Annotated in this window: 15 protein-coding genes; 9 read left to right on the top strand and 6 right to left on the bottom strand. The window is 28.5% G+C overall.

Features of this window, described 5'->3' with window-relative positions; genetic code table 11:
- Positions 1 to 4 precede the first annotated feature (4 nt).
- Positions 5 to 715, bottom strand: a complete 711-nt coding sequence (gene lptB, locus MARPI_RS01250) for an LPS export ABC transporter ATP-binding protein (protein ID WP_014295776.1) — start codon at positions 713 to 715, stop codon at positions 5 to 7.
- A gap of 4 nt (positions 716 to 719) precedes the next feature.
- Entirely contained in the window at positions 720 to 1,229 is a 510-nt protein-coding gene (locus MARPI_RS01245) for an OmpH/Skp family outer membrane protein (protein ID WP_014295775.1), read from the bottom strand.
- A gap of 273 nt (positions 1,230 to 1,502) precedes the next feature.
- On the opposite strand from MARPI_RS01245, the gene MARPI_RS01240 reads away from it, so the two are divergent.
- Complete coding sequence (locus MARPI_RS01240) at positions 1,503 to 3,128, top strand: putative manganese-dependent inorganic diphosphatase (RefSeq protein ID WP_014295774.1); 1,626 nt, start codon at positions 1,503 to 1,505, stop codon at positions 3,126 to 3,128.
- Between the two features lie 242 nt (positions 3,129 to 3,370).
- On the top strand, positions 3,371 to 3,880 hold the full coding sequence (locus MARPI_RS01235; protein ID WP_014295773.1) for a hypothetical protein: 510 nt from the start codon (positions 3,371 to 3,373) through the stop codon (positions 3,878 to 3,880).
- A 55-nt stretch (positions 3,881 to 3,935) separates the two neighbouring features.
- On the opposite strand, the gene MARPI_RS01230 is transcribed toward MARPI_RS01235, so the two are convergent.
- The 4 genes from MARPI_RS01230 to obgE are packed head-to-tail and all read right to left on the bottom strand — an operon-like array spanning position 3,936 to position 7,850.
- Positions 3,936 to 5,117, bottom strand: coding sequence for a class I SAM-dependent rRNA methyltransferase (locus MARPI_RS01230; protein WP_014295772.1), 1,182 nt, complete (start codon positions 5,115 to 5,117; stop codon positions 3,936 to 3,938).
- Between the two features lie 40 nt (positions 5,118 to 5,157).
- Complete coding sequence (locus MARPI_RS01225) at positions 5,158 to 5,949, bottom strand: shikimate dehydrogenase family protein (protein ID WP_014295771.1); 792 nt, start codon at positions 5,947 to 5,949, stop codon at positions 5,158 to 5,160.
- A 9-nt stretch (positions 5,950 to 5,958) separates the two neighbouring features.
- Complete coding sequence (nadD, locus tag MARPI_RS01220; protein ID WP_014295770.1) at positions 5,959 to 6,516, bottom strand: nicotinate (nicotinamide) nucleotide adenylyltransferase; 558 nt, start codon at positions 6,514 to 6,516, stop codon at positions 5,959 to 5,961.
- A 5-nt stretch (positions 6,517 to 6,521) separates the two neighbouring features.
- Positions 6,522 to 7,850, bottom strand: a complete 1,329-nt coding sequence (gene obgE, locus MARPI_RS01215; RefSeq protein WP_014295769.1) for a GTPase ObgE — start codon at positions 7,848 to 7,850, stop codon at positions 6,522 to 6,524.
- A 65-nt stretch (positions 7,851 to 7,915) separates the two neighbouring features.
- Between obgE and MARPI_RS01210 the strand changes: the two genes are divergently transcribed.
- The 7 genes from MARPI_RS01210 to nusB all read left to right on the top strand — a co-directional run bounded on the left by MARPI_RS01210 (position 7,916) and on the right by nusB (position 13,892).
- Positions 7,916 to 8,161 (top strand): DUF370 domain-containing protein, encoded by a 246-nt coding sequence (locus MARPI_RS01210; protein ID WP_014295768.1) that lies wholly within the window; start codon positions 7,916 to 7,918, stop codon positions 8,159 to 8,161.
- Positions 8,162 to 8,163: 2 nt separating this feature from the next.
- Positions 8,164 to 8,754, top strand: coding sequence for an ATP-dependent Clp endopeptidase proteolytic subunit ClpP (clpP, locus tag MARPI_RS01205; protein WP_041638420.1), 591 nt, complete (start codon positions 8,164 to 8,166; stop codon positions 8,752 to 8,754).
- Between the two features lie 117 nt (positions 8,755 to 8,871).
- Positions 8,872 to 11,286: a DNA mismatch repair protein MutS gene (gene mutS, locus MARPI_RS01200; protein WP_217671589.1), complete on the top strand. Its 2,415-nt coding sequence runs from the start codon at positions 8,872 to 8,874 to the stop codon at positions 11,284 to 11,286.
- Positions 11,287 to 11,347: 61 nt separating this feature from the next.
- Positions 11,348 to 12,430, top strand: coding sequence for a M24 family metallopeptidase (locus MARPI_RS01195; protein WP_014295765.1), 1,083 nt, complete (start codon positions 11,348 to 11,350; stop codon positions 12,428 to 12,430).
- A 29-nt stretch (positions 12,431 to 12,459) separates the two neighbouring features.
- Complete coding sequence (gene efp / locus MARPI_RS01190; protein ID WP_014295764.1) at positions 12,460 to 13,017, top strand: elongation factor P; 558 nt, start codon at positions 12,460 to 12,462, stop codon at positions 13,015 to 13,017.
- A gap of 15 nt (positions 13,018 to 13,032) precedes the next feature.
- Positions 13,033 to 13,467 (top strand): Asp23/Gls24 family envelope stress response protein, encoded by a 435-nt coding sequence (locus tag MARPI_RS01185; protein WP_014295763.1) that lies wholly within the window; start codon positions 13,033 to 13,035, stop codon positions 13,465 to 13,467.
- The gene (gene nusB, locus MARPI_RS01180) at positions 13,464 to 13,892 is read left to right on the top strand and encodes a transcription antitermination factor NusB (protein WP_014295762.1); all 429 of its coding nucleotides are present in this window, start codon (positions 13,464 to 13,466) and stop codon (positions 13,890 to 13,892) included. The genes MARPI_RS01185 and nusB overlap by 4 nt, the downstream gene beginning before the upstream one ends.
- Positions 13,893 to 13,896 lie beyond the last annotated feature (4 nt).

The following is a 13,896-nucleotide window of genomic DNA, read 5'->3' as shown; positions in this document are numbered from 1 at the left end:
TATATCACCAACCCAGATAATTTTCAATAACTTTTTCATCTTTTAAAACTTCTTCAGGTTTTCCATGAGCAATAACATTACCTTTATGAACGACATATAATATATCAACAACTTCAGCAATTTCATCAACATTGTGATCTGTAACAATTACACCTAACCCTCTTTTAGAAAGAGATTTGATGATTTTTTGTATATCTTTTACTGTAATAGGATCAATTCCTACAAACGGTTCATCGAGAAGAATAAATTTAGGTTTCATTAGCAATGTTCTTGCAAACTCCAATCTTCTTTTTTCACCACCGGATAAGGAGTCAGCAATTTGATTTTTAAGTTCTAATATTCCAAATTCGCTTAATATATCTGTAATGATTTTTTCTTTGTTTTCAATTTTTAACATGGAAGCAATTAAATCCATGTTATCCCATACAGTTAAATTTCTAAAAACAGAAGGTTCCTGTGGAAGATATGCAATTCCATTCTTTGCACGTATATGTACAGGTAAATGAGTTATTTTAATATTGTCCAATAATACCTCACCGCTTTTAGGTACTACAATACCAAGAATAGTTTTAAATAAAGTAGATTTTCCGGCACCGTTGGGACCAAGGATCCCAACAATTTCACCAGTGCCGGCTTCAAAATCTACTCCATTTAAAACTATTTTTCTTCCATACTTTTTTATAATTTTTTTGCAAACAAGTGTATGTTTTTCCATCGAATTAATTTACACCCGCTGTTTTTAACATTTCAATAATTTGCGGAGTTATATCTACTAATTCATCAGCATATAAAACTGATGGTTCATATAATACTAAGTTGTAACCATTATCTTTAGCGTATTTCACTATTTTTTCTTTTACTTCTGCTAATAATTCATTTGTCTTCTTTGTGTATTCATCCTGAATAGCTTTTTGATATTCATTAATTCTTAACTGTAATTCCTGTTGTTTTTTTACCAATTCATCATTTGTAGCACCTGAGTTTTTTAAGTCTTCAAATTCTTTTTGTAATTTATTGATTTTTCCCTGATAATACTGTAAGTCGTTTTTGTATTTTTCCTGTAAGTCCTGCCATTTATAATAGGACTGAGTTACTTTTTCCATTTGTACAAATGCTATTTTTAAGTTTTTCCCTGTTTCTCTGGAATTTTCAGAAATTCCAATTTTAGGAATAAATAAAAATGCTGCAATAAGCGCTACTGCCACTAAGAGTTTTGAAGTTTTTTTCACCAAAAACACCTCCTGAAAAATTTTTAATCTCTGTATATTATATCATTATTTGTATAATTTAAAAAACATTTTTTTTGAAAAAAGATTATTTATTTCTTAATTTATAATACATGAACTTGAATAATAAATTGATATTAATCTTAACATTTTAGTATTATCATAATAATACCCCTATCCTCCTTAAAATAAATTAAGGAATTTCGGAGCGTAAGCTCCGTTTTTTTTATGTGGTAAAATGATATTATATTCTGTAAAAATTGTGAGGTGATATAAATGAAAAATGAAATATATGTAATAGGTCATAAACGTCCTGATACTGATAGTATTGCTGCTGCAATATCTTATGCTTATTTAAAGAATCAAATAGATAATGATAATACATATAAACCATATAGACTGGGAGATATAAATCCTGAAAGTAATTTTGTTTTGAATTATTTTAGCATAAATAAGCCGGAATTATTAGAACATGTATACATTCAAGTAAAAGATGCAATGGTAAAAGATGTTGTTTTAGCTAAAAGAGAATCAACAATATTTGAAATTGGAAACACGATGTTAGAGAAACATGTTAAGAGTATCCCAATTGTTGATGAAGAGAATAAATTAATAGGCCTTTTAACTGAAAGAGAATTAGCCAGAAATTTTTTGAAAGAAATACAGAATTTTACACTTGAAGAGAATCCACCAAAGGTTAAAGATATTATAAAAACAATGGATGCAAAATTAATTGTTGGAGATGAAAATAAAAAATTAATGGGTTGTCCAACAATTGGAGCAATGACAGCAGAAGAAGTTAAAAGATACTTAAAAAAGAATGATGTATTGATAACAGGAAATAGGGAAGATGTTCAAAAAATAGCACTGGAGAGTGGAGTAAGCTGTTTAATAATAACAGGGGATTTTATTCCTTCAAAAAAAATAATAAATCTTGCTGAAGAGAAAAATATTCCGATAGTTGTAACTCCTCATCCTACATATGTTGCAGGGAGGTTATTACGTCTAAGTACTCATGTGGAAAGAATAATGAGCAGAAATCCATTAACCACATCACCTGATGAAATACTAAAAGATTTTGAAGAGGAATTAATGCAGGATAAGAAAGGTGTTGCGGTTGTAGTAGATAAAAATGGATATGTAAAAGGTATTATAACAAGACATGATTTGATAAAACCAAAACAGAAAAAAGTTATATTAGTAGATCACTCGGAAAAATCCCAAAGTGTAGAAGGAATTGAAGAAGCTGAAATTCTTGAAATTGTGGATCATCATAGATTAGGAGGATTGGAAACAGGGCTTCCAATTACTGCTCATATTAGACCTGTAGGATGTACAAATACAATAATATGGGATTTATATAAAAAACACAATATTATTCCTCCAAAAGAAATCGCTGGTGTAATGCTTTCAGCAATATTATCAGATACCATGCTTTTAAAATCACCTACTACTACTGATGAAGATAAAAAAGCAGTTGAAGAAATTTCAAATTTATTAAAACTTGACGCTATAAATTATGGTATAGAAATGTATAAAGCTAAAACTGATCTTGAAGATTTTAGTGAAAAACAAATTTTAACAATAGATTTGAAAGAATCAAGATTATCTCGCGGAACCATTGCAATTGCTCAAATAGAGGTAATTGATGTAGAAAGTATTTTAAAAAGAAAGGATAAGATTTTAAATGAGATGGAAAAAATTGTAGAAGAAAGAGGATACATCTTATTTTTATTCCTTTTAACTGATGTTTTAAAAGAAGGTTCTTATATATTTGCAGCTGGTCAATATAAATTGGCTGAAAAAATATTTAGACGTGATTTTTCAGATAAAATATCCTATCTTGAAGGAATTGTATCAAGAAAAAAACAGGTAATGCCTCTTGTTTTCAGAAATACTTAGATTTACAAGAAACTCTGTATATCTATTATGGATATGCAGAGTTTTTTTTATAAAAATACTTCAGATAACATCAAAAAAAACGTTTTTACAATATATTTCTTTGTAAATTAGTTTCAATAAATCATATTTAAATAGAAATAAATTAGAAAATAAAAATTAAAAGTTCTTTTTACTATTTTTTAACATTAATAATCGTATATTTTTGATATAATAAAAAATGAATTAAAAGATGGGGTGATTATATGGATCAAGTATTAAAGGAAAAGTTATGGGATTTTCTTGTTCTTTTTATTACTCTAATTGGAACAATATATATATTTACATCATTTGTTTTAGAATATATAAACAATAACATTATTTTTAAAGAACACTTTTATGGTTTTCTTAAAATCTTTGTAAATACAGTTGATTTAAAAAAGATAGTAATTTTTTCCGCTATTTTGTTATTTGTGATTATTTCTTTAGAAATGATTGCCAATATTTTAATTCTAAAAATATTAAGAGTCAAAATTGATAAAGTGAAGTTTTTTCTTGCTTTTCTTATAATAAATGGATTAACCTCTCTTATAAATATACTCATGTTATATTTAGTTAGTCCGTCAATTAAAACAGTTATTATTTTATATATTTTGATTACTCTTATTAATAATTTTCTGGTTTTTCAGGAAGATTTAGGGAAACAAAAACTCAAATATATAAAATTTCAGATATTCATATTTCTTATAATGAGTCTATTTGTAACTATAATTTAAAAACAGCGCTTTTGAAAGCGCTGTTTTTTTATAGATTATAGAGATCAAGAAATAATTACAATTTCATATTTTCAAGTTGGAAAATATAGAATTTAAGATATTCTGTTTCTAAAATATTATATACTACAGGATGATCTGGTGATTGATTTCCTTTAAATATTTGTCTTAATAATAGTTTATTATCTTTAGCTGCATCGAAAATGATTCTTTTGAATTCTTCGTCATATACCAATTGTGTACATGATGCCGTGGCGAATAAAGAACCATTTTTTGTTATTCTCATAGCTCTTAAATTTAATTCTTTATAACCTCTTATAGCATTTTTTATTGAACTTCTTGACTTGGCTAGAGATGGAGGATCAATAATAACAAAGTCAAAATAGATATTTGCGCCGTCAAATTTTCTAAGCTGATCAAATGTATTTGTTTCATATAAATCATATTTGTCCTTTGAGATATTATTTTCTTTTAAAGTTTTTTCAAGAACAAATAAAGCTCTATCAGAATAATCAAGGAATGTGACATGTTTTGCACCACCAGATAATGCATGGATACCAAAATTTCCTGTATATGAAAATCCATCGAGAACATTTTTATCTTTAGCTAATTCTTTTACTTTAAGAGCGTTATATCTTTGATCTAAAAAGAATCCTGTTTTTTGTCCAAGCGTATCGGCAAAAAACTTTATTCCGTTGATTTCAAATGGAATCAATTCAGGGCCTGTTTTATATATCCACCCTTCAGTGTATTCGAATTCTTCTATTTTAGCACTTTTTTCATCATCTTTCTCGAAAATTCCCTTTGGATTAATGAGTTCTACTAACGAATCGATAATATGATTCTTGAGTTTATATATTCCAAGAGTATTAATTTGAATGACTAAATAATCATTGAATTTATCTACGATAAGTCCTGGGAAATAATCGCCTTCGCCAAATATTAATCTAAAGGTATTTTCATTACCAAAAATCATTTTTCTATAATCGATAGCTTTTTTAATTTTTCCTTTTATCCATTCTTTATCGATCTCTTCATTCTTTTTTGTTAAAAGTCTAACTCTTATTTTTGAGTTATCGTTAATATATCCTTTTCCAATGAAATTCTTATTATAAAAAACATTTACTATCTCGCCGTTAGCGTATTCTCCTTGAATTTCATTTATTTCATTTTCATATATCCAGGGATGGCCATTTACAACCCTGCTTTTAATTCCTTTTTTCAAATATACATTTGCCATAAAATCTCTCCTTATTTAAATAGATTCATAGAATATTATATCATTTTTTGAAGTTCTGAAAAGCTTTCTTAAATTTTGATTCATCGTATATATTCCATATTTTAAGATTTTCAATAGCCTGATAATACCACATTTTTTCACCGGTGATAAGGTTTATGTTTAATTCTTTTGCCAATTCTTGAAGAGGAGTATTATAATAAACAACGTCATATACAAGTTTAATGTTTTTCAAATATGAGGGTTCTATAGGCAATTTTTCATTAAACATGCCTAACGATGAAGCATTTATAAATATAGATGTATCTTTTAATTCATTGTTTAATTTTTCCAGCGGATGTGGAATAATATTTATAATTTTCTGAAATTCAACTTTTAAATTTAAAGCCCTTTCATATGTTCTGTTAATTACTGTGACTTTATCGATACCTAATTTGTATAATCCATAAACAATGGCGCGTGCTACACCACCAGCGCCAAAAATTAATATTTTTCCATTTAAGTTATAATTTGATTCTTTTAATGAATTTATGAACCCGATCCAATCAGTGTTATAACCAATTTTATTGTAAATAGTATTTATTGCTTTTAAAACTGAAGCGTCTTCTATAACATCAATATATTTCATTATTTTCTCTTTAAAAGGAACAGTGACATTTAGACCATCATAACTATTTAAAATTTTTTCAATTTCAAAATCAAAAAGTTCAGAATTAATAGTTATAGAATTATAAGAAGAATCACTATTTAGAAATTTAAAATATTCAGTATAAACTTTTTCTGAAAGGGTTATTTTATGAGGAAATTGTAGAATTCCTAATTTAATTTTATTCACCTCATTTTTCTAAAAAGTTTTTAAAATATCATCTACTATAGAATCTGATACCATTCCATAAATGCTGAGTTTTTTTCTAATTCTTTCTCTTATATTCGTTGAAGATATTTCTATTATTGGAGAATCTAAAAAGATATGTTCAATATTATAATTTTCAAATTTTAATTTTTCAGAAAATCTCTTATAAACAACAAGAGTAACATTTTTTAGTAATTCTTTCCATTTATACCATGTATGAAAGCTAATTAGTGAATCTTCGCCAATTAATAAATATATTTCGTCATTATATTTTTCTTTTAAAAATTTTACCGTTTGTAGTGTATAAGAAGGTTTATCAAGTTTTTCCTCAATTCTGGAAATTTCAAATCTTTCAGATGGAAAAGTATTTTTGCACCATTCAATTCGTTTGTCATAATTTGCAATATCTGAATTTTCAAGTTTATGTGGTGGAGTATAAGCCGGGATAATTAAAAATTTATCTGGTTTTAAATAATCATATGCATATTCGGCTATAATTCTATGTCCAATGTGAGGTGGATTAAATGTTCCACCAAATATTACAATCATTTATATCACTCCATATATTCAAATGCGAAATCACCAAGATAAACGGTATCTCCTTCTTTTACACCGACTTTCTTAAGGAATCTTTCTAAACCGCTTTTTTCAAGTATTTGTAAAATCTTCAGCCTTGCATCTTTTTGGTCAATAGGATATTTTTTCAATAACACTTCAACATCATGACCGGTAATTTCATAAACACCTTCATCCCATTTGATAATTTCAAATCTAACTTTTTTAGGTATATCAACATCTACAGGTTTAATTTTTAATTTTATTTTATCAGGAGCATTTTTTAAGGATTCAAGTATTTGTTTTTGCCTATCTATACGCATTTCTTTGATTGTATCCCATATAGTATTTAAAAGTAAATCTATATTCTTTCTTGTAGCAGCGGAAATAGGAATGATTTTTTTGCCCAATTTTTCTTCAAGTTTATTTAACCTTTTTTCTAATTCGTCTTCAGGTAATAAATCAATTTTGTTTACTGCTATGATTTCAGGTTTTTTAGCAAGTTCTTCAGAAAATTTTTCCAATTCCATTCGTATTGTATAATAATCATCTTCAGCTTTTCTTCCTTCGCTTTCTGAAATGTCGAGTATATGCACTAAACAATAACATCTTTCAACGTGTTTTAGAAATTTATCTCCTAACCCAACACCTTCATGAGCACCAGGGACTAATCCTGGAATATCTGCGACAACAAAAGAATTTCCATCACCCATATCAACAACACCAAGATTAGGTATTAAAGTAGTAAAATGATAATTAGCTATTTTGGGTCGAGCTCGTGAAATAACAGAAATTAAGGTAGATTTACCAACATTAGGATATCCTATAATTCCAACATCTGCTAAAACCTTTAATTCTAATCTTAAAACTCTTGATTCTCCTTCGATTCCCTTTTCTGCAATAGTTGGAGCCTGAACTCTGGAATTTGTAAAATGAATATTTCCTTTTCCTCCTTTTCCGCCGCGTGCGACTACAACATATTGATTTGGATATTTAAGATCGGCTATTAATTCATTAGTTTCATAATCATATACAAGGGTTCCAACAGGGACTTTTATTATTAAATCTTCACCGTTTCTACCATACATTTTCTTTCCCTGACCATTTTTTCCGTTTTCAGCTCTAAACTTCTTTTTATGTTTGAAATCCATTAATGTGTTTTTTTCTACAGTAGACATTATTATTACATTACCGCCATCACCACCATCACCGCCGTCAGGGCCGCCTTTTGGAATAAATTTCTCTCTTCTAAAACTTACAGCACCATCGCCACCTTTGCCTCCGAATACGGTTATAATAACTTCATCTATAAAATTATTTTCACTCATTTTATCGCCTCCGTTTTGATTTTTTAATATTTTCAGTGTATAATATAAAGGATGGAGGTGAAAATATGGCTATCATAAATGTAACAAAAAACTCTTTTATTATCGCAGAAAGGATACATTCAATTATACCAGAAAAATTCTCCCATTTTAAGCGATTAAAGAAAGAACATAGAAATACTACAAGTCTTGTAGATTTAACCTATGGAAAAAGTGTGAAATCAATATTATTTACAGATAGCGGCCATATGTTTTTATTAGCAATACCAGTAAACAAGATTTTTGAAAAGATAAGGAGAGTGAATGAACAGTGAGCATGCCTATACCAGTTGTTGTTGAATCAAGTGGTAGATATGAAAGAGCTTATGATATTTATTCAAGACTTTTAAAAGATAGAATTATATTTCTTGGTTCAGAAGTTAATGATTATGTTTCTAATCTTATTGTAGCACAAATGCTGTTTCTTGAAGCTCAGGATCCAGAAAAAGATATTTATTTATATATAAACAGTCCTGGAGGTTCTATTACAGCAGGTCTTGCAATATATGATACTATGCAATATATAAAGCCAGATGTTTCTACAATTTGTATAGGTCAGGCTGCATCAATGGGTGCTGTGTTGTTAACTGCTGGTGCAAAAGGGAAAAGATTTGCTCTTCCAAATTCAAGGATTATGATTCATCAACCCTGGGGTGGAGCGCAGGGAACTGCAAAGGATATAGAAATACAGGCTCAGGAAATCTTAAGGATGAAGAAAATGTTAAATAAAATATTAAGCGAACATACAGGAAAAGATGTTTCTCAAATTGAAAAAGATGCAGATAGAGATTTCTTTATGTCTGCTGAAGAAGCAAAAGAATATGGATTAATTGATAAAGTAATAAAAAGTCGAAAAGAAATTAAATAAAATAACATTAATCAGGGCATTTTTGCCCTGATTAATAACATTATTATATGTAAAAATTCAGGGTGCGAAAGCACCCTGAAATAATGGGAAGGTGATATTATTAAAACTCTTACCCCTATGATGAGACAATATCTTGAAATAAAGGAAGATTACAAGGATTGTCTCGTTTTATTTAGACTAGGTGATTTTTATGAAACCTTTTTTGAAGACGCAAAAATAACCAGCGAAGCCCTTCAAATTACTTTAACCCAGAGAAATGGTCATCCTATGGCCGGTATTCCTCATCATGCGCTTGATAATTACTTAAAAAAACTGCTTGATCAGGGCTTTAAAGTGGCTATTTGTGAACAAATGGAGGATCCTTCAACAGCAAAAGGTATAGTAAAACGTGAGGTTACTCAGGTTTTAACTCCGGGTACAGTTGTTGAGGAAAATATGATAGATGAAAATAATAGATATTCGTTATTAATATATCCTGCAAAAAAAGGATATGTTTTTGTGATTTTTGATTTTAGTACAGGTGATTTGTATATAGACACATTTGAATATACTGAAAATGAAATTATGGACTTTATTTCTTCATATTCATTTGTGCAAGTGTTATTAACAAACAATCTTAGAAATATAAAAAATAATATCAAAAATTCTTATCCAGGTTTGTACGTTGAAGAATTAGAAGATTGGTATTTCAATAAAAATAATATTGATATAGTTAAAGAAAGTTATGGGATATTAAACCCGGATGTTCTAAAATTAAATGATGAAGAAATTTATGCTCTTGGAGCTGTATTTAAATATCTTGAAGTTTCCCAAAAACAAAAAATAACGCATTTTTCATTTCCTAAAAGATTTAAAACATCCAATAATATGATTCTTGATTCAACGACTATTTTAAATCTCGGATTATTACCAAATAAAGAAACTAAAGGAAAAACATTATATGATGTATTGAAGTTTACAAAAACTTCAATGGGTGCAAGGCATCTTCAACAGTGGATATCAAAGCCATTAATATCAAAAAAAGAAATAGAAGAAAGGCAGGATATTCTGGAAATATTTAGAAATGATCAGCTGGTTATGGAAGAATTAAAGGAGTATCTTTCTGCTGTAAGAGATGTTGAAAGAATTGCATCAAGAATTTCTTTAATGAAAGCTACTCCGCGCGATTTAACGGCATTAAAAACAACATTAGAAGTAATTCCATATATAAATGAATTACTTCTAATGTTAGGTCTTGAAACGCTTGAAGAGTTTTTTGAATTAAAAGAATTACTAAATCGTGCAATAGTAGATGAGCCTTCCAATCAAATTGGTAAAGGAAAAGTAATAAAAGAAGGATTTAATGAGGAGCTTGACCAATATAAAAAAATATTTGAAAAATCCTCAGATTTTCTAAAGGAAATAGAAATAAAAGAAAAAGAAAAAACTGGAATTACCAATCTTAAAGTAGGAAGAAATAAAATATATGGTTTTTATATTGAAGTTACAAAAGCAAACAGCGATAAAGTGCCCGGGTATTATATAAGAAAACAAACTTTGGTTAATTCTGAAAGGTATATTACAGAAGAACTTAGAGAGTTAGAAGAAAAATTTAGTATAGCAGAAAAGAAGATAGATGAACTTGAAAAGAGGATTTTTGAAGATTTAATAAGGGATTTACAAAGATATGTAAAAACACTTAAAATATTTGCTGAAAATATTTCAAAAATAGATATTTTACGTGGTTTTGCAGAAGCCTCGATTAAATATAATTATGTGAGACCTATATTTTCTGATAATAAATTTATTATAAAAAATGGAAGACATCCTGTAGTAGAAAGGTTTGTAGAACAATTCACGCCAAATGATATAATGCTTGATGAAAATAAGAGATTTGTTATTTTAACTGGACCAAATATGAGCGGTAAATCTACATATTTAAGGCAAATTGGAATTATCTCAATAATGGCACAAATAGGCTCATTTGTTCCGGCTGAATATGCTGAAATGCCTATATTAAACAATATATATACGAGAATAGGTGCAAAAGATGATGTTGTAAGCGGGAAATCAACCTTTCTTGTGGAAATGTCAGAGGTTTCAAGTATTCTAAATAATGCTGACGAAAAAAGTCTTGTTCTTCTTGATGAAGTTGGAAGGGGAACGGGAACAATAGATGGAATAAGTGTTGCATGGGCGACATCCGAATATATATATCAGATTTTAAAATCATATACTATTTTTGCTACACATTATATGGAGCTTACTATGTTGGCGGATTTTTATGATGGGATTTTAAATAAAAGAGTAAAGGTTATGGAAACAGAATCAGGTATAATATTTATGCATAAAATAGAAGATGGAATTAGTGATAAAAGTTATGGTATAGAAGTAGCGAAACTTGCAGGATTACCGGCAGAAGTTGTTTCACGTGCAAAAGAGGTTATGGAAGAAATTTCAAACAAAACTGAATTTGAAAATAAATTAAAGAGTATGAAAAAAATAAAACATAGAAAGTATCAAAAAAATACCAAACAATTAAAACTTTTTTAGCCTAACTATGATATAATATATTTTAGTGTTTTATTAAAATATTTATGAAAGGGGATAGATCATGTTTTTTGACAGAATCAATCTCTTAAGAGAAAAAATGGCAAATAAAGGTTTAGATGGATATTTAATTATTAATATTGAAAGCTCTTCAAAACCATCATCATACTATTTAACAGGATTTACCGGATCTTTTTCTGTTGTTTTAATAACAGAAAAAGAAGTAAAGTTTATGACAGATGGAAGATACATAGAACAGGCTACAAAACAAACAGGAGAAAAACCAATTATCTTAAAAGGAAAATTGGAAGAAGAAATAAAAAAACTTATTGAATTACCTGAAGGAGCAAAAATAGGATTTGAAGCTAACACTGTTTCTTCTCATATATATTTAAATATATTAATGAAATTTGAAAAATATACATTTGTTCCAGCTGAAGAACTTTTATTGGAATTAAGAAGAACAAAATCAATGGAAGAAGTAGAATATATAAAAAAAGCTGTTGAAATAGCTGAAAAAGCTTTGCAAGAAACATTGGATACATTTAAATTAGGAATGACAGAAAAAGAATTTGCAGCAAAACTTGAATATAATATGAAAATTTTCGGTTCAGACACTTATGCATTTGAAACAATAGTTGCATCAGGTCCAAGAGGTGCTTTACCTCATGGGATTGCATCAGATAAAACTATTAATAAAGGTGAATTGGTAGTAATTGACTTTGGAGCATATGCAAATGGTTATAATTCAGATATTACAAGAACCATTGCTATTGGTGAAATTTCAGAAAAACATAGAGAAATATATGAAATAGTTTTAAAGGCACAGAAAGCTGCTGTTGCAGGTGTAAAACCTGGATTGGCATATTCTGAAATAGATAAGATAGCAAGAGACATTATTTCTGAAGCAGGGTATGGTGAATATTTCTCACATGGACTTGGACATGGAGTAGGGCTTGAAGTTCATGAAAGTCCAAGAGTATCTAAATTATCAACTGAAACCTCACAACCTGGTGATATAATTACAATAGAACCGGGAATCTATATTCCAGGAGAAGTTGGAATAAGAATTGAAGATGATGTATTGGTAACAGAAGATGGTTATGAATTATTAACAACTTTTGATAAAAATCTTATTATAATATAAAAAAGAAAAAAGATAGGAGGAATGTAAGAATGGTAGTAGTTGGAGATTTAAAAAAAGGAATGATTATACTTTTAGATGGGGAATTATACAGAGTATTAGGAATGCAGAAACATTTCACAGGTAGAGGTAGTGGAATAATAAAAACAAAATTAAAGAATATAAAAACAGGTTATGTAATAGATAAAAATTTCAACTCTGGTGAAAAGGTTGAAGAAGCTGCTCTTGAATATAGACCAGCTGAATACTTATATCACGATGGAGATAGTTATGTATTCATGGATTTAAACACATATGAGCAATATTTATTATCAGAAGAAGATGTTGCAGATGCTAAAGATTATTTAATAGACAATCTCGAAGTTACTTTAACATTCTATGATGAAAAACCTGTTGGAATAGTATTGCCAACAGTTGTGGTACTTGAAGTTGTTGAAACAGAACCTAATTTTAAAGGAGATACTGCTTCAGGAGGAGGAAAACCAGCAATTTTACAGACTGGATTAAAAACAACAGTTCCATTTTTTGTTGAAGTGGGACAAAAAGTAAAAGTAGACACAAGAACCGGTGAATATATTGAAAGAGCCTGAGAAGGGAGGGATAATATGGCCATGTATGAAAAAAATCAATTTGGTGAATTAACCTTCACTGATAGTGCATTAAAAGAATTGGCCATGAAATCGTATCAATTATTTTTTAAAGAAAATGTTGAAGGTGCAGATTTAAATGAAAGAGATTTAGCAAAATTGATTAAAGTAAATGAAAATGATGACGGAACAATATCAGTATTCGTAAAAACAAAAGCAAAATATGGTGAGAGCATAATAAAATTCGCAAAGGATTTACAGGAATTCTTAAAATCAGAAGTAGAAAAAATGACAGAAGTGCCTGTAAGAAATGTTGATATTGTTCTTGATGGATTAATTATTTCTTCTACGGAAGATAATTATGAAGAATTAGAAGAAGCAGAAAAACCAGAAATTGAAGAAGAAATAGACTATGAAAAAATCGAAGATGAAAATGGGAGTGTTGAAAATTGATTCCAAAAAGAAGATATGTTAGAGAAGCAGTATTAGAAGCGACATTTCAACTTGATTTTATTGAGGGTATAGAATATGAAAATGTAATAGATTTATTGAGGGACCTTTTAAAAGAAAAAAAGGTCCCTCAAAACCTATTTGAAGAAGGGGAAATTTATTTACAAAATATTTTGGAAAATAAAGATAGATATGATGAATATATAAAAAAATATCTTATTAATTGGGATTTTGATAGAGTTGCAAATATTGAAAAAACTATTTTAAGACTTGCAATATTTGAGTTAGAAAAAAGAAAGGATATTCCGCCTAAGGTTATTCTTGATGAAGCTGTTGAATTAGCAAAAAAATATTCCAATGAAAAAAGTGCCAAATTTATAAACGGTATTTTAGATAAAATAGCAAAAGAAGAATTTAAAAGGCTATAGAGGT

Source organism: Marinitoga piezophila KA3 (assembly GCF_000255135.1).
Classification (GTDB): domain Bacteria; phylum Thermotogota; class Thermotogae; order Petrotogales; family Petrotogaceae; genus Marinitoga; species Marinitoga piezophila.
This window is presented reverse-complemented; position numbering and strand designations above follow the sequence as displayed.